Genomic DNA, 20,200 nt, shown 5'->3' on the forward strand with positions numbered 1-20,200 from the left:
TTGCTATCATCGCTGTCACCGAAACCGCCCGGTTCTGCCGGGCGGTTTTTTTTCATCCTTCGTTCACGCGCATGACGTGCCTGTGCCGCGCCGGCGCTTGCCCCGCGATCGCCTTCGGTATGACCGCGACAGGCCCGTGATGCACGCGAACGAACCCTGACCGAATGGCCAACATCGTGCGATTCGCCACGCGTCGCGCGAGCGGGTTGTTAAAATTGCGGTCATCGTTTAGCCGTCCCTGGTCTCATTCATGTCCCGCGCCCTCGAAATACTCGACGAAGTCTTTGGTTACTCCGCCTTTCGCGGCCAGCAGGGCGAGATCGTCGAGCACGTCGCCGGCGGCGGCGATTGTCTCGTGCTGATGCCGACCGGCGGCGGCAAGTCGCTGTGCTACCAGATCCCCGCGCTGCTGCGCCGCGAGGCTGGGCAGGGCGCCGGCATCGTCGTGTCGCCGCTGATCGCACTGATGCAGGACCAGGTCGCCGCGTTGAGCGAAGTCGGCGTGCGTGCGGCCTACCTGAATTCGACGCTGTCGGGCGCCGAGGCGGCGGCCACCGAGCGCGCGCTGCGCGAGGGCGACATCGATCTGCTGTACGTCGCGCCGGAGCGGTTGATGACCGGGCGCTTCCTCGAGCTGCTCGAGCGCGCGAAGATCGGCCTGTTCGCGATCGACGAAGCGCACTGCGTGTCGCAATGGGGGCACGATTTCCGCCCGGAATACATTCAGCTGTCGGTGCTGCACGAGCGCTTCCCGTCGGTGCCGCGCATCGCGCTGACCGCCACTGCCGATGCGATCACGCGCGACGAAATCATCCATCGTCTCGCGCTCGACGACGCGCGCGTGTTCGTGTCGAGCTTCGACCGCCCGAACATCCGCTACCGGATCGTCGAGAAGGACAACGCGCGTTCGCAGCTGCTCGACTTCATCCGCGCCGAGCACACGAATGCCGACGGCACGACGGACGCCGGCGTCGTCTATTGCCTGTCGCGCCGCAAGGTCGAGGAAACAGCCGAATGGCTGAAGGCGCAGGGCGTGCGCGCGCTGCCGTATCACGCGGGCATGGAGTTCGAGGTGCGGCAGAAACACCAGGAAATGTTCCAGCGCGAGGAAGGCATCGTGATGTGCGCGACGATCGCGTTCGGCATGGGCATCGACAAGCCCGACGTACGCTTCGTCGCGCACCTCGATTTGCCGAAGAGCGTCGAAGGCTACTACCAGGAGACCGGCCGCGCGGGCCGCGACGGGATGCCCGCGAACGCGTGGATGGCGTATGGCCTCGGCGACGTCGTCCAGCAGCGCAAGATGATCGACGAGTCGGACGCGGACGACGCGCACAAGCGCGTGCAGACGTCGAAGCTCGACGCGCTGCTTGGGCTGTGCGAGACGATCTCGTGCCGCCGCGTCCGGCTGCTGAACTACTTCGGCGAGGCGAGCCAGCCGTGCGGCAACTGCGACACGTGCCTCGAGCCGCCCGATTCCTGGGACGCGACGCGCGAGGCGCAGATGGCGCTGTCGTGCGTGTTCCGCGCGCAGCGTGCAAGCGGCTTCAACTTCGGCGCGAGCCATCTGATCGAGATCCTGCGCGGCGGCCGCACGGAGAAGGTGCTGCAGCGCGGCCATGACCAGTTGAGCACGTTCGGGATCGGCGCGGCGCTCTCCGAGCCCGAGTGGCGCGCGATTTTCCGGCAACTGGTCGCGTACGGCTACCTGGCCGTCGATCATGGCGGCTTCGGCGCGCTGGTGCTCACCGAGGCCGCGAAGCCGGTGCTGAAGAACGAGGAAAAGGTCACGCTGCGCCGCTACGTGAAGCCGCAGCGCACGCGCCAGTCGTCGAGCCGCAGCGGCACGCGCGTCGACCCGACGGCCGGCATGGGCGCCCGCGAGCGCGCACGGTGGGACGCGCTGCGCGCCTGGCGCGCGGAAACCGCAAAGACGGACGGCGTGCCGGCCTACGTGATCTTCCACGACGCGACGCTCGCCGAAATCGCGCGCAACGCGCCGGAGACGATCGAGGACCTGCGCCACATCCCCGGCATGGGCGTGCGCAAGCTCGAGCGCTTCGGCGACGAGATCATCGACGTCGTCGAATCGGCCTGACACAGCGTTCCGACCCCTGCTGTAAACCGCGCGCTCGGCCGGCAAATCACGCAAGCCGTTGACTTAGTTGGCATTTCCGGAATATCATGCTGGGTTCCGGTATTCGGTGGGCCGAGTCGCGTTCGACAGTTCGCACCCGATTCGCCGGTTCGGAAGTCAACTGTGCGTCGATTCTCGCTTTGCCCGAAATCGGCGTGCAGATTTTGTTCAATTTCAGGAATAAACAATGCCAACCATCAACCAACTGGTTCGCAAAGGCCGTCAGTCGGAAACGACGAAGAGCAAGAGCCCGGCCCTGCAGGACTGCCCCCAGCGTCGCGGCGTGTGCACCCGTGTGTACACGACGACGCCGAAGAAGCCTAACTCGGCACTCCGTAAGGTCGCCAAGGTTCGTCTGACGAACGGCTTCGAAGTGATTTCGTACATCGGCGGTGAAGGCCACAACCTGCAGGAACACTCGGTTGTGCTGATCCGCGGCGGCCGTGTGAAGGACTTGCCGGGTGTGCGTTACCACATGGTTCGCGGCTCGCTGGATACCCAGGGCGTCAAGGACCGTAAGCAAGCGCGTTCGAAGTACGGCGCGAAGCGTGCAAAGGCTGCCAAGTAAGCAGTTTTTGATCAGGGATCGCCGCAGGGCGGTCAAGGCGGGAGTGCCGGATTGCCGGTGCTGTCGAGTAAGTGGTCACCCGGCCAAGCTGGTTAGTCGTGAAGATGTGATCGGGTTTGTTGGTGGCCGCGGAGCTGAATCCAGCTCCAACTGAACAAGTAAAGGAAGAATCATGCCGCGTCGTCGCGAAGTCCCCAAGCGGGAAGTGTTGCCGGATCCGAAGTTCGGTAACGTTGATGTTGCCAAGTTCATGAACATGCTGATGCTGTCCGGCAAGAAGTCGGTCGCAGAGCGCATCGTTTATGGCGCATTCGAACAAATCCAGACCAAGGGTGGCAAGGACCCGCTGGAAGTGTTCACGGTTGCGCTCAACAACGTGAAGCCGGTGGTCGAAGTGAAGAGCCGTCGCGTTGGTGGTGCCAACTATCAAGTTCCGGTCGAAGTGCGCCCGTCGCGTCGTATGGCATTGGCGATGCGCTGGCTGCGTGAGGCTGCGAAGAAGCGCAGCGAGAAGTCGATGGCCCTGCGCCTGGCAGGTGAACTCTCCGAGGCGGCCGAAGGCCGTGGCGGCGCGATGAAGAAGCGCGACGAAGTTCACCGCATGGCAGAAGCCAACCGCGCGTTCTCGCATTTCCGTTTCTAAGCGCCTGGCTGGGCTGTTTGCGGAAATAAATTCCGGGCGGGTGCGCTTTTCAGGCGCCTCGCCCGTTTGTGTTGAGGCGTGATGCGGCAGGGCTGCATCACGTCATCCCAGTAGAGGATCAAAGTGGCTCGCAAGACTCCTATCGAGCGCTACCGCAATATCGGTATTAGCGCTCACATCGACGCCGGCAAAACGACGACGACCGAGCGCATTCTGTTTTACACCGGTGTGAACCACAAGATCGGTGAAGTCCACGACGGCGCAGCCACGATGGACTGGATGGAGCAGGAACAGGAACGTGGCATCACGATCACGTCCGCTGCTACCACGGCCTTCTGGAAGGGCATGGGCGGCAACTATCCGGAACACCGCATCAACATCATCGACACCCCGGGCCACGTCGACTTCACGATCGAAGTGGAGCGCTCGATGCGCGTGCTCGACGGCGCGTGCATGGTGTACTGCGCAGTGGGCGGCGTGCAGCCGCAGTCGGAAACGGTGTGGCGCCAGGCGAACAAGTACAAGGTGCCGCGTCTCGCGTTCGTCAACAAGATGGACCGTACCGGCGCGAACTTCTTCAAGGTCTACGACCAGCTCCGTCTGCGCCTGAAGGCGAACCCGGTTCCGGTCGTGGTGCCGATCGGCTCGGAAGAAAACTTCAAGGGCGTGGTCGACCTGATCAAGATGAAGGCGATCATTTGGGACGAAGCGTCGCAAGGCACGAAGTTCGACTACGTCGACATCCCGGCCGAGCTCGCGGAAACCTGCAAGGAATGGCGCGAAAAGATGGTCGAAGTGGCTGCCGAAGCCAGCGAAGACCTGATGAACAAGTACCTGGAAGAAGGCGATCTGCCGGAAGCCGACATCGTCAAGGCGCTGCGTGATCGTACGATCGCATGCGAAATCCAGCCGATGCTGTGCGGTACCGCGTTCAAGAACAAGGGCGTGCAGCGTATGCTCGACGCCGTGATCGACTTCCTGCCGTCGCCGGTCGACATCCCGCCGGTCAAGGGCGAACTCGAAAACGGCGAAGAAGCCGAGCGCAAGGCGTCGGACGAAGAGAAGTTCTCGTCGCTCGCGTTCAAGATCATGACCGACCCGTTCGTCGGCCAGCTGATCTTCTTCCGTGTGTACTCGGGCGTCGTCAATTCGGGCGACACGCTGCTGAACTCGACCAAGGGCAAGAAGGAACGCCTCGGCCGTATTCTGCAGATGCACGCGAACCAGCGTGAAGAAATCAAGGAAGTCCGCGCAGGCGACATCGCCGCAGCGGTCGGCCTGAAGGAAGCGACCACGGGCGACACGCTGTGCGACCCGGCGAACCCGATCGTTCTCGAACGCATGGTGTTCCCGGAGCCGGTGATTTCGCAGGCAGTCGAGCCGAAGACCAAGGCCGACCAGGAAAAGATGGGCCTCGCGCTGAACCGTCTGGCTCAGGAAGACCCGTCGTTCCGCGTGCAGACCGACGAAGAGTCGGGCCAGACCATCATTTCGGGGATGGGCGAGCTCCACCTCGAAATTCTGGTCGACCGGATGAAGCGTGAATTCGGCGTGGAAGCGACCGTCGGCAAGCCGCAGGTTGCGTACCGCGAAACGATCCGTTCGACGGCGAAGGATGTCGACGGCAAGTTCGTCAAGCAGTCGGGTGGTCGCGGCCAGTACGGTCACGCGGTCATCACGCTCGAGCCGAACGAACAAGGCAAGGGCTACGAGTTCTTCGACGAGATCAAGGGTGGTGTGATTCCGCGCGAATACATCCCGGCGGTCGACAAGGGTATCCAGGACACGCTGAAGTCGGGCGTGCTGGCTGGCTTCCCGGTCGTCGACGTGAAGGTTCACCTGACGTTCGGTTCGTACCACGACGTTGACTCGAACGAAAACGCGTTCCGCATGGCCGGTTCGATGGCGTTCAAGGAAGCGATGCGCAAGGCGAACCCGGTCGTCCTCGAGCCGATGATGGCTGTCGAAGTCGAGACGCCGGAAGACTACATGGGCAACGTGATGGGCGACCTGTCGGGCCGTCGCGGTATCGTCCAGGGCATGGAAGACATGGTCGGCGGCGGCAAGATCGTGCGCGCCGAAGTGCCGCTGTCGGAAATGTTCGGTTACTCGACGTCGCTGCGTTCGCTGACGCAAGGTCGTGCAACGTACACGATGGAGTTCAAGCACTACGCTGAAGCTCCGCGCAACGTTGCCGAAGCGATCATCAGCGCGAAGTCGAAGTAAATCTGCAGCTACCAACCGATAATTTTTGAAAGAAGAGAATCATGGCAAAAGGTAAATTTGAGCGGACCAAGCCGCACGTGAACGTTGGTACGATTGGTCACGTTGACCACGGCAAGACGACGCTGACGGCAGCGATCACGACGGTTCTGACGAAGAAGTTCGGCGGCGAAGCGAAGGCGTACGACCAGATCGACGCGGCACCGGAAGAAAAGGCGCGCGGCATCACGATCAACACGGCACACGTCGAGTACGAAACGGCTAACCGCCACTACGCACACGTCGACTGCCCGGGCCACGCTGACTATGTGAAGAACATGATCACGGGCGCAGCGCAGATGGACGGCGCGATCCTGGTTTGCTCGGCAGCAGACGGCCCGATGCCGCAAACGCGTGAGCACATCCTGCTGGCGCGTCAGGTTGGCGTTCCGTACATCATCGTGTTCCTGAACAAGTGCGACATGGTGGACGACGCAGAACTGCTCGAGCTGGTCGAGATGGAAGTTCGCGAGCTCCTGTCGAAGTACGACTTCCCGGGCGACGACACGCCGATCGTGAAGGGTTCGGCAAAGCTGGCGCTGGAAGGCGACACGGGCGAGCTGGGCGAAGTGGCGATCATGAGCCTGGCCGACGCGCTGGACACGTACATCCCGACGCCGGAGCGTGCAGTTGACGGCGCGTTCCTGATGCCGGTGGAAGACGTGTTCTCGATCTCGGGCCGCGGTACGGTGGTGACGGGTCGCGTCGAGCGCGGCATCGTGAAGGTCGGCGAGGAAATCGAAATCGTCGGTATCAAGCCGACGGTGAAGACGACCTGCACGGGCGTTGAAATGTTCCGCAAGCTGCTGGACCAAGGCCAGGCAGGCGACAACGTCGGTATCCTGCTGCGCGGCACGAAGCGTGAAGACGTGGAGCGCGGCCAGGTTCTGGCGAAGCCGGGTTCGATCACGCCGCACACGCACTTCACGGCTGAAGTGTACGTGCTGAGCAAGGACGAAGGCGGCCGTCACACGCCGTTCTTCAACAACTACCGTCCGCAGTTCTACTTCCGTACGACGGACGTGACGGGCTCGATCGAGCTGCCGAAGGACAAGGAAATGGTGATGCCGGGCGACAACGTGTCGATCACGGTGAAGCTGATTGCTCCGATCGCGATGGAAGAAGGTCTGCGCTTCGCGATCCGCGAAGGCGGCCGTACCGTCGGCGCCGGCGTCGTCGCCAAGATCATCGAGTAAGATCGACGATCCGCGGATCCCGACGGGGTCCGCGATTGCACGGTAAGCAGCTGTGTACCGTCGAAACCGGGTGTCCAGTTCGATCTGGCACCCGGTTTTTCTTTGTGGCGTGCGAATCGCCCTATTGACAAACGCCCACCACCGCGAATTTTCGTGTAGAATCGCGGGCTTAGCAGTGGAAGTCCTGTCCGGAACCTGATGCTTCGCTCCCCGCAGGCGTCATGTTTCACGTTCTTTTAGTGTCCGGCGATGCAACATCGCCTCGCTCTTTTCAAGGAATTGTCATGCAGCAACAGAAAATCCGCATTCGCCTGAAGGCATTCGACTATCGTCTGATCGATCAATCGGCTGCCGAAATCGTCGATACCGCGAAGCGGACTGGCGCAATCGTCCGTGGCCCGGTGCCGCTGCCGACGCGCATTCAGCGTTTTGACATCCTGCGTTCGCCGCACGTCAACAAGACGTCGCGCGATCAGCTCGAAATCCGCACCCACCAGCGCCTGATGGACATCGTCGACCCGACGGACAAGACCGTTGACGCGCTGATGAAGCTCGACCTGCCGGCTGGTGTCGACGTGGAAATCAAGCTGCAGTAAGGCTTCTAGCGCCGGTCGACATGCCGGGCGGCGCTAAGTCTTTGTATTGCTTGCGGAAATCGAGAAGTCGGGCTATACTGCTTGGCTTTTCGCGTATTCGCGTAAAAAAGTTGGGCCTTGCGTGCCCGGCATTTTGTAAATCAGCCCCGACCAATCGCAGTCGGGAATGGAGAAAATGATGAGCCTTGGACTCGTAGGTCGCAAGGTTGGCATGACCCGTATCTTCACGGCTGAAGGGGATTCGATTCCCGTCACCGTGCTGGACGTGTCGGACAACCGCGTGACGCAGATCAAGACTGTTGAAACCGACGGCTACACGGCCGTGCAGGTTGCATTCGGCTCCCGCCGCGCATCGCGCGTGACGAAGCCGCTGGCAGGTCATCTCGCCAAAGCCGGTGTCGAAGCCGGTGAAATCCTCAAGGAATTCCGCATTGACGCGGCCAAGGCAGCCGAGCTGTCGAATGGCGCCGTGGTCGGTGCAGATCTTTTCGAAGTGGGCCAGAAGGTCGACGTGCAAGGCGTGTCGATCGGTAAGGGCTACGCCGGTACGATCAAGCGTTACAACTTCTCCTCCGGCCGTGCCACGCACGGTAACTCGCGCTCGCACAACGTGCCGGGCTCGATCGGTATGGCGCAGGATCCGGGTCGTGTTTTCCCGGGTAAACGCATGACGGGTCACATGGGTGACGTGACGGTGACGGTGCAGAACCTCGAAATCGCCCGTATCGACGCAGAGCGCAAGCTGCTGCTCGTGAAGGGTGCGATTCCGGGCGCGAAGGGCGGCAAGGTCTTCGTGACGCCGGCCGTCAAGACCAAGGGGGCGAAATAATGGAACTCAAGCTCCTGAACGAAAATGGTCAGGAAGGTGCAGTGGTCAACGCATCGGACGTCGTGTTCGGTCGTGACTACAACGAAGCGCTGATCCACCAGGTCGTCGTCGCTTACCAGGCGAATGCTCGCCAGGGTAACCGCGCACAGAAGGACCGTGAGCAAGTCAAGCACACGACCAAGAAGCCGTGGCGCCAGAAGGGTACGGGCCGCGCTCGTGCCGGTATGTCGTCGAGCCCGCTGTGGCGTGGCGGTGGTCGTATCTTCCCGAATTCGCCGGAAGAAAACTTCTCGCACAAGGTCAACAAGAAGATGCATCGCGCAGGTCTCTGCTCGATCTTCTCGCAGCTGGCCCGTGAAGGCCGTCTGTCGGTCGTCGAGGACATCATCCTCGAAGCGCCGAAGACCAAGCTGCTGGCCGACAAATTCAAGACCATGGGTCTCGACTCCGTTCTGATCATCACGGACACGGTCGACGAGAACCTGTACCTGGCTTCGCGCAACCTGCCGCACGTGGCGATTGTCGAGCCGCGCTACGCTGACCCGCTGTCGCTGATCTACTTCAAGAAAGTGCTGGTCACGAAGGCTGCGGTCGCCCAGATCGAGGAGTTGCTGTCATGAGCGAGATTCGCAAGAACGATCATCGTTTGATGCAGGTCCTGCTCGCACCGGTGATCTCGGAAAAGGCGACGCTGGTTGCCGACAAGAACGAGCAAGTCGTGTTCGAAGTCGCACCGGATGCCACGAAGCAGGAAGTGAAGGCGGCTGTCGAGCTGCTGTTCAAGGTTGAAGTTGATTCGGTCAACGTGCTGGTTCAGAAGGGCAAGCAAAAGCGCTTCGGCCGTTCGATGGGCCGCCGCAAGGACGTGAAGAAGGCGTACGTTTGCCTGAAGCCCGGCCAGGAAATCAACTTTGAAGCGGAGGCCAAGTAATCATGGCAATCGTTAAAGTTAAGCCGACATCGCCGGGTCGCCGCGCGATGGTCAAGGTGGTCAACAAGAACCTGCACCAGGGCAAGCCGTTCGCGGCACTGCTCGACTCGCAGAGCTCGACCGCCGGCCGTAACAACAACGGTCGTATCACCACGCGTCACAAGGGTGGTGGTCACAAGCAGCACTATCGTATCGTCGATTTCCGTCGCACGAAGGATGGCATCCCGGCAAAGGTCGAACGTCTCGAGTACGACCCGAACCGCAGCGCGAACATCGCGCTGGTGCTCTACGCAGACGGCGAACGTCGCTACATCATCGCCCCGAAGGGCCTGACCGTCGGCCAACAGCTGATGTCGGGTTCGGAAGCGCCGATCCGTGCAGGCAACACGCTGCCGATCCGCAACATTCCGGTCGGTACGACGATCCACTGCATCGAGATGCTGCCGGGCAAGGGCGCGCAAATGGCGCGTTCGGCTGGCACGTCGGCCATGCTGCTCGCACGTGAAGGCGTCTACGCGCAGGTTCGTCTGCGTTCGGGCGAAATCCGCCGCGTGCACATCGAGTGCCGTGCAACGATCGGTGAAGTCGGCAACGAAGAGCATAGCCTTCGCCAGATCGGCAAGGCTGGCGCGAACCGCTGGCGCGGTATCCGCCCGACGGTGCGTGGCGTTGCGATGAACCCGGTCGATCACCCGCACGGTGGTGGTGAGGGCAAGACGGCTGCAGGTCGCGACCCGGTGAGCCCGTGGGGTACGCCGGCTAAGGGTTACCGCACCCGCAGCAACAAGCGCACGACGACGATGATCGTCCAGCGCCGTCACAAGCGTTAAGGAGTAGGCAATGGCACGTTCTGTTAAAAAAGGTCCGTTCTGCGACGCCCATTTGCTGAAGAAAGTTGAGGCGGCTGCAGCTTCGCGCGACAAAAAGCCGATCAAGACCTGGTCGCGTCGCTCGACGATTCTGCCGGATTTCATCGGCCTGACGATCGCTGTTCACAACGGCCGTCAACACGTTCCGGTGTACATCTCGGAAAACATGGTCGGCCACAAGCTTGGCGAGTTCGCACTGACCCGTACGTTCAAGGGTCACGCAGCCGACAAGAAGGCCAAGAAATAAGGGGCAATCAAGATGGAAGTGAAAGCAATTCATCGCGGTGCCCGCATCTCGGCGCAGAAAACGCGCCTTGTGGCTGACCAGATCCGCGGTTTGCCGGTCGACAAGGCGCTGAACGTTCTGACGTTCTCGCCGAAGAAGGCGGCTGGCATCGTGAAGAAGGTTGTGCTGTCGGCAATCGCGAATGCGGAGCACAACGAAGGCGCTGATATCGACGAGCTCAAGATCAAGAGCATCTACGTCGACAAGGCTGCATCGCTCAAGCGTTTCACCGCGCGCGCCAAGGGCCGCGGTAACCGCATCGAGAAGCAATCCTGTCACATCACTGTGACGGTCGGGAATTAAGGAGCCATACGATGGGACAGAAAATTCATCCGACTGGCTTCCGCCTGGCTGTCAGCCGCAATTGGGCTTCGCGTTGGTACGCGAACAACAACAATTTCGCGGCGATGCTGCAGGAAGACATCGGTGTTCGTGAGTACCTGAAGAAGAAGCTGAAGAACGCTTCGGTCGGTCGGGTCGTCATCGAGCGTCCGGCGAAGAACGCGCGCATCACGATTTACAGCTCGCGTCCGGGCGTGGTCATCGGCAAGAAGGGCGAGGATATCGAACAGCTGAAGACGGAACTGCAACGCCGCATGGGCGTGCCGGTTCACGTCAACATCGAAGAAATCCGCAAGCCGGAAACCGATGCTCAGCTGATCGCTGACTCGATCACGCAACAGCTCGAGCGCCGGATCATGTTCCGTCGCGCGATGAAGCGTGCGATGCAGAACGCGATGCGTCTGGGTGCCCAAGGCATCAAGATCATGAGCGCAGGCCGTCTGAACGGTATCGAAATCGCTCGTACGGAGTGGTATCGCGAAGGTCGCGTGCCGCTTCACACGCTGCGTGCTGATATCGACTACGCGACTTCGGAAGCGAAGACGACTTACGGGATCATCGGCGTCAAGGTGTGGGTCTACAAGGGCGATACGCTCGGCCGCAACGACGCACCGGTGGTGGAAGAAGTAGCCGAAGACAAGCGTCCGCGTCGCAATGCGCGTCCGGGCGACCGTCGTCCGCGCCGTGACGGCGAAGGCGGCGCTCCGGGTGCTCGTCGTGGCGCACCGCGCCGTGGCGCCGGCAAGCCCGAAGACGGCAAGACTGGAGAATAACGATGCTGCAACCGAAACGCAGAAAGTATCGTAAAGAGCAGAAGGGGCGTAACACCGGCAAGGCGACGCGCGGCAACGCAGTGTCGTTCGGTGAATTCGGCCTGAAGGCGATCGGTCGCGGTCGTTTGACCGCACGTCAGATTGAAGCGGCGCGTCGTGCAATGACGCGTCACATCAAGCGTGGCGGCCGCATCTGGATCCGGATCTTCCCGGACAAGCCGATTTCGCAGAAGCCGGCCGAAGTGCGTATGGGTAACGGTAAGGGTAACCCGGAGTACTACGTCGCCGAGATTCAGCCGGGCAAGATGCTCTATGAAATGGACGGCGTAACCGAAGAACTGGCACGCGAAGCGTTCCGTCTGGCCGCAGCCAAGCTGCCGCTGAAGACGGCATTCATCGTGCGCCAGCTCGGCGCCTAAGGAGAAAACATGAAGGCTTCCGAACTTCTCCAGAAAGACCAGGCCGCGCTCAACAAGGAGCTGGCGGACCTGCTGAAGGCGCAATTCGGCCTGCGCATGCAACTCGCGACCCAGCAGCTCACGAACACGAGCCAGCTGAAGAAGGTTCGTCGCGACATCGCACGTGTGCGGACCGTCATGACTCAGAAGGCGAACCAGAAATGAACGATAGCGTGAAAACCTCGCTGAAGCGGACGCTGGTCGGTCGGGTCGTCAGCAACAAGATGGACAAGACCGTCACCGTGCTGATCGAGCACCGCGTCAAGCATCCGATCTACGGCAAGTATGTCGTGCGCTCGAAGAAGTACCACGCGCACGATGAAGCGAACACCTACAACGAAGGCGATCTCGTCGAAATCCAGGAAACGCGTCCTGTTTCGAAGACGAAGGCCTGGACGGTGTCGCGCCTCGTCGAAGCCGCTCGCGTCATCTAAGCGGGCAGCGCAGTAGGCAGTAACGGGCACTTCGTCACGAAGTGCTTGAAATCGCAAAGTTTTTGCTTGCGGGACCAGGATTATTTGTTATAATCCTGGTCTTCCCTCTTTATGGGAGCCCCGTCGCGGGCGAAGTTGGTGGGGGAAGCGGACTGGCGCCTGCCTGTCCGAAAGATTCACCGAATTGCGATGGCGGGTTTCGTTTGCCGTCGCTGCTGTTCCAACCCAAGCAGCCGATTGGCTGACGGGACCAAGACTGACCGAATGCATCATGGTGGTGCATCCGGATTAAGTTGGGAAAGACAAACCATGATCCAGACCGAATCTCGGCTCGAAGTAGCCGACAACACGGGTGCACGTGAAGTCCTGTGCATCAAGGTGCTCGGCGGCTCGAAGCGTCGTTATGCCGGCATTGGCGACATCATCAAGGTGAGCGTCAAAGAGGCAACGCCGCGCGGGCGCGTGAAGAAAGGCGAAATCTACAACGCCGTGGTGGTTCGCACCGCCAAGGGCGTGCGCCGTCAAGACGGCTCGCTGATCAAGTTCGACGGCAACGCCGCTGTGCTTTTGAATAACAAGCTCGAGCCGATCGGCACCCGTATCTTCGGGCCGGTGACGCGTGAGCTGCGTAGCGAACGATTCATGAAGATCGTTTCGCTGGCGCCGGAAGTGCTGTAAGGAGTCGCGATGAACAAGATTCGCAAAGGTGACGAAGTCATCGTCGTCACTGGCAAGGACAAGGGCAAGCGCGGCGTCGTGCTGGCTGTCGGTGCTGAACATGTGACGGTTGAAGGTATCAACCTCGTCAAGAAGCATGTGAAGCCGAACCCGATGAAGGGTACGACGGGCGGCGTGGAAGCGAAGACGATGCCCCTGCATATTTCGAACGTCGCACTGGTCGACGCGAATGGCAAGGCGTCGCGTGTTGGCATCAAGGTCGAGGAAGGCAAGAAGGTTCGCTTCCTGAAGACGACCGGTGCCGTACTGAGCGCCTGACGCAGCGGAGTAAAAAATGGCTCGTTTTCAAGAGTTTTACAAAGAAAAGGTTGTGCCCGGCCTGATCGAGAAGTTCGGTTACAAGTCGGTCATGGAAGTGCCGCGCATCACCAAGATCACGCTGAACATGGGTCTTGGCGAAGCGATCGCTGACAAGAAGATCATCGAGAACGCCGTTGGCGACCTCACGAAGATCGCCGGCCAGAAGCCGGTCGTCACGAAGGCTCGCAAGGCAATCGCAGGCTTCAAGATCCGCCAGGGTTATCCCATCGGCGCGATGGTGACGCTGCGTGGCCAGGCGATGTACGAATTCCTCGACCGTTTCGTGACGGTTGCCCTGCCCCGCGTGCGTGACTTCCGCGGTGTGTCGGGTCGTGCTTTCGATGGCCGTGGCAACTACAACATCGGTGTGAAAGAGCAGATCATTTTCCCCGAAATCGATTACGACAAGATCGACGCACTGCGTGGGCTGAACATCAGCATCACGACGACTGCGAAGACCGACGACGAAGCAAAGGCTCTGCTCGCCAGCTTCAAGTTCCCGTTCAGAAACTGAGGTTACCGTGGCTAAACTGGCACTGATCGAACGTGAAAAGAAGCGCGCCCGCCTGGTCGCGAAGTTCGCAGCAAAGCGCGAAGCGCTGAAGGCGATCGTCGAAGACCAAAGCAAGTCGGAAGAAGAGCGCTACGAAGCACGCCTGGAGCTGCAGCAACTGCCCCGCAACGCAAACCCGACCCGCCAGCGTAACCGCTGCGCGATCACGGGCCGTCCGCGTGGCACGTTCCGTAAATTCGGCCTCGCGCGTAACAAGATTCGTGAAATCGCATTCCGTGGCGAGATTCCTGGCCTGACCAAGGCGAGCTGGTAATAGGAGAAACGTAAATGAGCATGAGTGATCCTATCGCCGATATGCTGACTCGCATCCGCAACGCGCAGATGGTCGAGAAGGTATCGGTCGCGATGCCCTCGTCGAAGGTCAAGGTTGCAATCGCGCAAGTCCTGAAGGACGAAGGCTATATCGACGATTTCGCCGTGAAGGCGGAAGGTGCGAAGTCCGAACTGAATATCGCGCTGAAGTACTACGCAGGTCGCCCGGTCATCGAACGCCTCGAGCGCGTGTCGAAGCCTGGTCTGCGCGTGTACCGCGGCCGCAACGACATTCCGCAGGTCATGAATGGCCTCGGTGTGGCAATCGTGTCGACGCCGAAGGGCGTGATGACCGACCGCAAGGCGCGCGCTACCGGCGTCGGCGGCGAAGTCATCTGCTACGTCGCTTAAAGCCGAGGAGAGAGAAACATGTCTCGAGTAGGTAAAAGCCCGATCGCGCTGCAAGGCGCGGAAGTCAAGCTGGCCGACGGTGCAATCACCGTCAAGGGTCCGCTGGGCACCATCACGCAAGCGATCAATCCGCTCGTGAACGTGGCGAACAACGACGGCACGCTGAATCTGTCGCCGGTCGACGAAAGCCGCGAAGCAAATGCACTGTCGGGCACGATGCGCGCGATCATCGCGAATGCCGTGCACGGCGTGACCAAGGGTTTCGAGCGCAAGCTGACGCTGGTTGGCGTCGGTTACCGTGCGCAAGCGCAAGGCGACAAGCTGAACCTGTCGCTGGGTTTCTCGCACCCGGTGGTGCACCAGATGCCGGAAGGCGTCAAGGCTGAAACCCCGACGCAAACCGAAATCGTGATCAAGGGGATCAATAAGCAACAAGTCGGTCAAGTGGCTGCGGAAGTCCGCGGTTACCGTCCGCCGGAGCCCTACAAGGGCAAGGGCGTGCGTTATGCCGACGAGGTTGTGATCCTCAAAGAAACGAAGAAGAAGTAAGGGTGCGCAATCATGGATAAGACTCAATCTCGCCTGCGCCGCGCTCGCCAGACGCGTATCAAGATCGCTGAGCTGCAGGTCGCGCGTCTCGCCGTGCATCGCACGAACACGCACATCTACGCTCAAGTGTTCTCGCCCTGCGGCACCAAGGTGCTCGCCAGCGCGTCGACGCTCGAGGCAGAAGTGCGCGCAGAATTGGCCGACAAGTCGGGCAAGGGCGGCAACGTCAATGCCGCGACGCTGATCGGCAAGCGTATTGCCGAAAAGGCAAAGGCTGCCGGCATCGAATCCGTCGCCTTCGACCGCTCGGGCTTCCGCTACCACGGCCGCGTCAAGGCGCTGGCTGAGGCAGCTCGCGAAGCTGGGCTCAAGTTCTAAGGAAGGAATTCGTCATGGCAAAGATGCAAGCGAAAGTTCAGGCTGACGAGCGCGACGACGGCCTTCGCGAAAAGATGATTTCGGTCAATCGCGTGACCAAGGTCGTGAAGGGTGGCCGTATTCTCGGCTTCGCCGCACTGACCGTGGTTGGCGACGGTGATGGCCGCATCGGTATGGGCAAGGGCAAGGCGAAGGAAGTGCCGGTCGCTGTCCAGAAGGCAATGGAACAAGCTCGCCGCAACATGTTCAAGGTGCCGCTCAAGAACGGCACGCTGCAGCACGAAGTGCACGGCAAGCACGGCGCATCCGCTGTCCTCCTCGCTCCGGCGAAGGCAGGTACGGGCGTGATCGCCGGCGGCCCGATGCGCGCAGTGTTCGACGTGATGGGCGTTCAGAACGTCGTGGCGAAGAGCCACGGTTCGACGAACCCATACAACCTCGTTCGCGCCACGCTGGACGGCCTGCGCAAGCAGTCGACCCCGGCAGACATCGCGGCGAAGCGCGGCAAGTCCGTCGAAGATATTTTGGGCTAAGCCCGGGTGGTCACCATGTCTGAAAAAACTGTCAAGGTTCAGCTCGTGAAGAGCCTGATCGGGACCCGCGAATCGCACCGCGCGACCGTGCGTGGCCTGGGCCTGCGCCGACTCAACTCGGTTAGCGAGCTGCAGGACACGCCGGCGGTCCGCGGCATGATCAACAAGGTCTCGTACCTCGTTAAGGTCATCGCGTAAGCGGCCCTACGGATCAAGGAGTTGATATGGAATTGAATAACCTGAAGCCGGCAGCTGGCGCCAAGCACGCCAAGCGTCGCGTCGGTCGTGGCATCGGTTCGGGCCTCGGCAAGACGGCTGGCCGTGGTCACAAGGGTCAGAAATCGCGTTCGGGCGGCTTCCACAAAGTCGGTTTCGAAGGCGGTCAGATGCCGCTGCAACGTCGTCTGCCGAAGCGCGGCTTCACGTCGCTGACGAAGGAATTCGTCGGTGAAGTGCGCCTGGGCGACCTCGAGAAGCTGCCGGTCGACGAGATCGATCTGCTCGCACTGAAGCAAGCCGGCCTGGTCGGCGAGCTGACGAAGAGCGCAAAGATCATCGCGACGGGCGAACTGAAGCGCAAGATCGTCGTGAAGGGTCTCGGTGCCACCAAGGGTGCGCGCGCTGCGATCGAAGCGGCTGGCGGTTCGTTCGCCGAGTGACACGCGTAGCGCGTCGTCACTTGCATTCATCGGAGAAGGTACTTGGCTAACAGCCCGAGTCTTGCAAAACCCGGTCGAAGCACGGCGAAATTCGGCGATCTGCGCCGGCGAGCGATGTTCCTGCTCCTGGCGCTGATCGTCTATCGCATCGGCGCGCACATTCCCGTGCCGGGCATCGATCCGGATCAACTGGCCAAGCTGTTCCAGAGCCAGGCGGGCGGCATCCTGGGCATGTTCAACATGTTCTCGGGTGGCGCACTTTCCCGCTTCACGATCTTTGCGCTGGGGATCATGCCGTACATCTCGGCGTCGATCATCATGCAGTTGCTGGCGATCGTTTCGCCGCAGCTCGAGGCGCTGAAGAAGGAAGGGCAGGCAGGGCAACGGAAGATCACGCAGTACACGCGGTATTTCACCGTGGTGCTCGCGACCTTCCAGGCATTCGGTATCGCGGCCGCGCTGGAAAACCAGCCGGGCCTCGTCACCGATCCCGGCACGCTGTTCCGTCTGACGACGGTCGTGACGCTGGTGACGGGCACGATGTTCCTGATGTGGCTCGGCGAGCAGATTACCGAGCGTGGTCTGGGCAACGGTATCTCGATCATCATCTTCGGCGGGATCGCAGCAGGGTTCCCGAATGCCGTGGGCGGGTTGTTCGAGCTGGTGCGTACGGGTTCGATGAGCATCATTTCGGCGATCATCATCGTCGTTCTGATCGCCGCGGTGACTTACCTGGTCGTGTTCATCGAACGCGGTCAGCGCAAGATCCTCGTGAACTACGCGAAGCGCCAGGTCGGCAACAAGATCTACGGTGGGCAGTCGTCGCATCTGCCGCTGAAGCTGAACATGTCGGGCGTGATTCCGCCGATCTTTGCATCGTCGATCATTCTGTTCCCGGCAACGATTCTCGGCTGGTTCAGTACCGGTCAGCCGACGGGAAGCTGGATTTCCAATACGTTGCATAACGTTGCGGAAGCGCTGAAGCCGGGCCAGCCGGTCTATGTGCTGCTGTACACGCTGGCAATCGTGTTTTTCTGCTTCTTCTACACCGCACTGGTGTTCAACAGCAGGGAGACCGCGGACAACCTGAAGAAGAGCGGCGCGTTTGTTCCGGGCATCCGTCCGGGCGATCAGACCGCACGATATATCGACCGCATCCTCACGCGTCTGACGCTGGCCGGTGCGATCTACATCGTCTTCGTGTGTCTGCTGCCGGAATTCCTGGTGCTGCGCTGGAACGTGCCGTTTTATTTTGGTGGAACGTCGCTGCTGATCATTGTCGTCGTCACGATGGACTTTATGGCGCAGGTGCAGTCGTACGTTATGTCGCAACAGTATGAGTCTCTGCTCAAGAAGGCAAACTTCAAGGGCGGCAACATCCCGATGCGTTGAAAGGACTATGGCCAAAGACGATGTAATCCAGATGCAGGGCGAGGTGATTGAAAACCTCCCGAATGCGACCTTCCGTGTGAAGCTGGAAAACGGCCATGTCGTGTTGGGGCATATTTCCGGAAAGATGCGGATGCACTACATCCGCATTCTGCCCGGCGACAAGGTGACGGTTGAGTTGACGCCTTACGATCTGTCTCGTGCGCGGATCGTGTTCCGGGCGAAGTGATTTGAAAAAAGGGTATTATCATGAAAGTGATGGCATCGGTTAAGCGCATTTGCCGCAATTGCAAGATCATCAAGCGCAAAGGCGTCGTTCGCGTGATCTGCAGCTCGGATCCGCGCCACAAGCAGCGCCAAGGCTGACCGCGCGTTTGTTTGCGCTTTTTGTTTGAGGAAAAACAATGGCTCGTATCGCAGGGGTTAACATCCCGAATCACCAGCACACCGAGATCGGCCTGACGGCTATCTTTGGTGTCGGCCGCACCCGTTCGCGCAGCATCTGCGTGGCAGCTGGCGTCGATTTTTCGAAGAAGGTCAAGGATCTGACCGACGCAGACCTGGAAAAGCTGCGTGAAGAAGTGGGCAAGTTTGTCGTCGAAGGCGATCTGCGCCGTGAAGTGACGATGAACATCAAGCGCCTGATGGACCTCGGTTGCTACCGTGGCGTCCGTCATCGCAAGGGCCTGCCGATGCGCGGTCAGCGTACGCGTACGAACGCACGTACCCGCAAGGGTCCGCGTCGTGCAGCGCAAGCGCTGAAGAAGTAAGCGGAACTGACAGTTACAGGAAAACGTAATGGCTAAGGCTTCGAACACCGCGGCGCAACGCGTTCGCAAGAAGGTTAAGAAGAACGTCGCTGAAGGCGTGGTTCACGTTCACGCGTCGTTCAACAACACGATCATCACGATCACCGATCGCCAAGGCAACGCTCTGGCATGGGCGACGTCGGGCGGCCAGGGCTTCAAGGGCTCGCGCAAATCGACGCCGTTCGCCGCTCAGGTCGCAGCTGAATCGGCTGGCCGCGTCGCGATGGAATATGGCGTGAAGAATCTGGAAGTGCGGATCAAGGGCCCGGGCCCGGGTCGCGAGTCGGCAGTGCGTGCACTGCACGGCCTCGGCATCAAGATCACCGCGATTTCGGACGTCACCCCGATTCCGCACAACGGCTGCCGTCCGCCGAAGCGTCGTCGTATCTAAGGATGTGCTGGCACGTTCGTGCTAGCGCATTGCCTGTCGCCGCTCAGCGTCGACGGGCGTTGCTTTTTTGATTGACTAAGCCCACCGTTCGCCCCAAAGGGAGCGGACTAGCGCGGATTTCGATCCGCGTGACTGATTGATAAAGGAATGCAAAGTGGCACGTTATATCGGCCCCAAAGCCAAGCTGTCCCGCCGTGAAGGCACCGACCTGTTCCTGAAGAGCGCGCGCCGCTCGCTCGCCGACAAGTGCAAGCTCGACAGCAAGCCGGGCCAGCACGGCCGTACCTCGGGCGCACGTACGTCCGACTACGGTACGCAGCTGCGCGAAAAGCAGAAGGTCAAGCGTATCTACGGCGTGCTGGAACGTCAGTTCCGTCGCTACTTCGCTGAAGCCGATCGCCGGAAGGGCAACACGGGTGAAAACCTGCTGCAACTGCTCGAGTCGCGCCTCGACAACGTCGTGTATCGCATGGGCTTCGGCTCGACCCGCGCTGAAGCGCGTCAGCTGGTGAGCCACAAGTCGATCACCGTGAACGGCGTCGTCGCAAACGTCCCGTCGCAGCAAGTGAAGGCGGGTGACGTCGTCGCGATCCGCGAAAAGGCGAAGAAGCAGGCGCGTATCGTCGAAGCGCTGTCGCTGGCCGAGCAAGGCGGCATGCCGAGCTGGGTTGCAGTCGATGCGAAGAAGTTCGAAGGCACGTTCAAGCAAATGCCGGAACGCGCTGAAATCGCAGGCGACATCAACGAAAGCCTGATCGTCGAATTGTATTCGCGTTAATCCGATTGACGGCCGAGGTACCCCGATTGCGTTGCGCAAGGAGGGGCCTCGGCTGTTTATTTTCTGGTTGTTACCGGTCAGCCTTATCGGTGTAACGAGCCGAGGGTATTGAAAA

General features: G+C 60.7%; 32 protein-coding genes. All 32 read left to right on the top strand.

Going from position 1 to position 20,200, the window contains the following annotated elements:
- The first annotated feature begins 250 nt into the window (after window positions 1-250).
- Complete coding sequence (recQ, locus tag GJG85_RS01650; protein ID WP_050013168.1) at window positions 251-2,098, top strand: DNA helicase RecQ; 1,848 nt, start codon at window positions 251-253, stop codon at window positions 2,096-2,098.
- Window positions 2,099-2,324: 226 nt separating this feature from the next.
- Window positions 2,325-2,705 carry a 30S ribosomal protein S12 gene (rpsL, locus tag GJG85_RS01655; protein ID WP_006400662.1) on the top strand — a complete coding sequence of 127 codons (381 nt, stop codon included), beginning with the start codon at window positions 2,325-2,327 and terminating at the stop codon, window positions 2,703-2,705.
- 172 nt (window positions 2,706-2,877) lie between these two features.
- Window positions 2,878-3,348 carry a 30S ribosomal protein S7 gene (rpsG, locus tag GJG85_RS01660; protein ID WP_006477195.1) on the top strand — a complete coding sequence of 157 codons (471 nt, stop codon included), beginning with the start codon at window positions 2,878-2,880 and terminating at the stop codon, window positions 3,346-3,348.
- Window positions 3,349-3,471: 123 nt separating this feature from the next.
- On the top strand, window positions 3,472-5,574 hold the full coding sequence (fusA, locus tag GJG85_RS01665) for an elongation factor G (RefSeq protein WP_044849034.1): 2,103 nt from the start codon (window positions 3,472-3,474) through the stop codon (window positions 5,572-5,574).
- 41 nt (window positions 5,575-5,615) lie between these two features.
- A complete protein-coding gene (gene tuf, locus GJG85_RS01670) occupies window positions 5,616-6,806 on the top strand; it encodes an elongation factor Tu (protein WP_011350666.1) in 1,191 nt (396 codons plus the stop codon).
- 284 nt (window positions 6,807-7,090) lie between these two features.
- On the top strand, window positions 7,091-7,402 hold the full coding sequence (gene rpsJ / locus GJG85_RS01675) for a 30S ribosomal protein S10 (protein WP_004199280.1): 312 nt from the start codon (window positions 7,091-7,093) through the stop codon (window positions 7,400-7,402).
- 178 nt (window positions 7,403-7,580) lie between these two features.
- Complete coding sequence (rplC, locus tag GJG85_RS01680) at window positions 7,581-8,231, top strand: 50S ribosomal protein L3 (protein ID WP_006482922.1); 651 nt, start codon at window positions 7,581-7,583, stop codon at window positions 8,229-8,231.
- The gene (gene rplD / locus GJG85_RS01685; RefSeq protein WP_006477192.1) at window positions 8,231-8,851 is read left to right on the top strand and encodes a 50S ribosomal protein L4; all 621 of its coding nucleotides are present in this window, start codon (window positions 8,231-8,233) and stop codon (window positions 8,849-8,851) included. The genes rplC and rplD overlap by 1 nt, the downstream gene beginning before the upstream one ends.
- Window positions 8,848-9,162, top strand: coding sequence for a 50S ribosomal protein L23 (rplW, locus tag GJG85_RS01690; protein WP_004199275.1), 315 nt, complete (start codon window positions 8,848-8,850; stop codon window positions 9,160-9,162). The genes rplD and rplW overlap by 4 nt, the downstream gene beginning before the upstream one ends.
- Before the next feature lie 2 nt (window positions 9,163-9,164).
- A complete protein-coding gene (gene rplB, locus GJG85_RS01695; RefSeq protein ID WP_006482900.1) occupies window positions 9,165-9,992 on the top strand; it encodes a 50S ribosomal protein L2 in 828 nt (275 codons plus the stop codon).
- Window positions 9,993-10,002: 10 nt separating this feature from the next.
- Entirely contained in the window at window positions 10,003-10,278 is a 276-nt protein-coding gene (rpsS, locus tag GJG85_RS01700) for a 30S ribosomal protein S19 (RefSeq protein WP_004199273.1), read from the top strand.
- Window positions 10,279-10,290: 12 nt separating this feature from the next.
- On the top strand, window positions 10,291-10,620 hold the full coding sequence (gene rplV / locus GJG85_RS01705; RefSeq protein ID WP_004199272.1) for a 50S ribosomal protein L22: 330 nt from the start codon (window positions 10,291-10,293) through the stop codon (window positions 10,618-10,620).
- 11 nt (window positions 10,621-10,631) lie between these two features.
- The gene (gene rpsC / locus GJG85_RS01710) at window positions 10,632-11,432 is read left to right on the top strand and encodes a 30S ribosomal protein S3 (protein ID WP_006482899.1); all 801 of its coding nucleotides are present in this window, start codon (window positions 10,632-10,634) and stop codon (window positions 11,430-11,432) included.
- A gap of 2 nt (window positions 11,433-11,434) precedes the next feature.
- Window positions 11,435-11,851 carry a 50S ribosomal protein L16 gene (gene rplP / locus GJG85_RS01715; RefSeq protein ID WP_006482873.1) on the top strand — a complete coding sequence of 139 codons (417 nt, stop codon included), beginning with the start codon at window positions 11,435-11,437 and terminating at the stop codon, window positions 11,849-11,851.
- Between the two features lie 9 nt (window positions 11,852-11,860).
- Complete coding sequence (gene rpmC, locus GJG85_RS01720) at window positions 11,861-12,055, top strand: 50S ribosomal protein L29 (protein WP_006400652.1); 195 nt, start codon at window positions 11,861-11,863, stop codon at window positions 12,053-12,055.
- Entirely contained in the window at window positions 12,052-12,324 is a 273-nt protein-coding gene (gene rpsQ / locus GJG85_RS01725) for a 30S ribosomal protein S17 (protein WP_006477189.1), read from the top strand. The genes rpmC and rpsQ overlap by 4 nt, the downstream gene beginning before the upstream one ends.
- 309 nt (window positions 12,325-12,633) lie before the next feature.
- Window positions 12,634-13,002 carry a 50S ribosomal protein L14 gene (rplN, locus tag GJG85_RS01730; protein ID WP_006482918.1) on the top strand — a complete coding sequence of 123 codons (369 nt, stop codon included), beginning with the start codon at window positions 12,634-12,636 and terminating at the stop codon, window positions 13,000-13,002.
- A 9-nt stretch (window positions 13,003-13,011) separates the two neighbouring features.
- Window positions 13,012-13,320, top strand: coding sequence for a 50S ribosomal protein L24 (gene rplX / locus GJG85_RS01735; protein WP_006477187.1), 309 nt, complete (start codon window positions 13,012-13,014; stop codon window positions 13,318-13,320).
- Between the two features lie 16 nt (window positions 13,321-13,336).
- Window positions 13,337-13,876, top strand: a complete 540-nt coding sequence (rplE, locus tag GJG85_RS01740) for a 50S ribosomal protein L5 (protein ID WP_006477186.1) — start codon at window positions 13,337-13,339, stop codon at window positions 13,874-13,876.
- A gap of 7 nt (window positions 13,877-13,883) precedes the next feature.
- Window positions 13,884-14,189 carry a 30S ribosomal protein S14 gene (gene rpsN / locus GJG85_RS01745; RefSeq protein ID WP_006482884.1) on the top strand — a complete coding sequence of 102 codons (306 nt, stop codon included), beginning with the start codon at window positions 13,884-13,886 and terminating at the stop codon, window positions 14,187-14,189.
- A gap of 14 nt (window positions 14,190-14,203) precedes the next feature.
- Window positions 14,204-14,599 (top strand): 30S ribosomal protein S8, encoded by a 396-nt coding sequence (gene rpsH, locus GJG85_RS01750; protein WP_006477185.1) that lies wholly within the window; start codon window positions 14,204-14,206, stop codon window positions 14,597-14,599.
- Between the two features lie 18 nt (window positions 14,600-14,617).
- Window positions 14,618-15,148, top strand: coding sequence for a 50S ribosomal protein L6 (gene rplF, locus GJG85_RS01755; protein ID WP_006477184.1), 531 nt, complete (start codon window positions 14,618-14,620; stop codon window positions 15,146-15,148).
- A gap of 12 nt (window positions 15,149-15,160) precedes the next feature.
- Window positions 15,161-15,526: a 50S ribosomal protein L18 gene (gene rplR, locus GJG85_RS01760; protein ID WP_006477183.1), complete on the top strand. Its 366-nt coding sequence runs from the start codon at window positions 15,161-15,163 to the stop codon at window positions 15,524-15,526.
- A 14-nt stretch (window positions 15,527-15,540) separates the two neighbouring features.
- Window positions 15,541-16,059: a 30S ribosomal protein S5 gene (gene rpsE, locus GJG85_RS01765; protein WP_006752931.1), complete on the top strand. Its 519-nt coding sequence runs from the start codon at window positions 15,541-15,543 to the stop codon at window positions 16,057-16,059.
- 15 nt (window positions 16,060-16,074) lie between these two features.
- The gene (gene rpmD, locus GJG85_RS01770; protein ID WP_006400644.1) at window positions 16,075-16,257 is read left to right on the top strand and encodes a 50S ribosomal protein L30; all 183 of its coding nucleotides are present in this window, start codon (window positions 16,075-16,077) and stop codon (window positions 16,255-16,257) included.
- A gap of 26 nt (window positions 16,258-16,283) precedes the next feature.
- On the top strand, window positions 16,284-16,718 hold the full coding sequence (rplO, locus tag GJG85_RS01775) for a 50S ribosomal protein L15 (RefSeq protein ID WP_006482880.1): 435 nt from the start codon (window positions 16,284-16,286) through the stop codon (window positions 16,716-16,718).
- A 42-nt stretch (window positions 16,719-16,760) separates the two neighbouring features.
- A complete protein-coding gene (gene secY / locus GJG85_RS01780) occupies window positions 16,761-18,110 on the top strand; it encodes a preprotein translocase subunit SecY (RefSeq protein ID WP_050013167.1) in 1,350 nt (449 codons plus the stop codon).
- A gap of 7 nt (window positions 18,111-18,117) precedes the next feature.
- Window positions 18,118-18,336, top strand: coding sequence for a translation initiation factor IF-1 (gene infA, locus GJG85_RS01785; protein WP_004521905.1), 219 nt, complete (start codon window positions 18,118-18,120; stop codon window positions 18,334-18,336).
- 20 nt (window positions 18,337-18,356) lie between these two features.
- Complete coding sequence (gene rpmJ, locus GJG85_RS01790) at window positions 18,357-18,473, top strand: 50S ribosomal protein L36 (RefSeq protein WP_004199844.1); 117 nt, start codon at window positions 18,357-18,359, stop codon at window positions 18,471-18,473.
- A 38-nt stretch (window positions 18,474-18,511) separates the two neighbouring features.
- Window positions 18,512-18,877: a 30S ribosomal protein S13 gene (rpsM, locus tag GJG85_RS01795; protein ID WP_006477178.1), complete on the top strand. Its 366-nt coding sequence runs from the start codon at window positions 18,512-18,514 to the stop codon at window positions 18,875-18,877.
- A 28-nt stretch (window positions 18,878-18,905) separates the two neighbouring features.
- Window positions 18,906-19,307, top strand: a complete 402-nt coding sequence (gene rpsK / locus GJG85_RS01800) for a 30S ribosomal protein S11 (protein WP_004197937.1) — start codon at window positions 18,906-18,908, stop codon at window positions 19,305-19,307.
- A 154-nt stretch (window positions 19,308-19,461) separates the two neighbouring features.
- A complete protein-coding gene (gene rpsD, locus GJG85_RS01805; RefSeq protein WP_006477177.1) occupies window positions 19,462-20,085 on the top strand; it encodes a 30S ribosomal protein S4 in 624 nt (207 codons plus the stop codon).
- Window positions 20,086-20,200: the final 115 nt, after the last annotated feature.

It is taken from the genome of Burkholderia sp. MS389, assembly GCF_016899425.1.
GTDB classification, from domain to species: domain Bacteria; phylum Pseudomonadota; class Gammaproteobacteria; order Burkholderiales; family Burkholderiaceae; genus Burkholderia; species Burkholderia sola.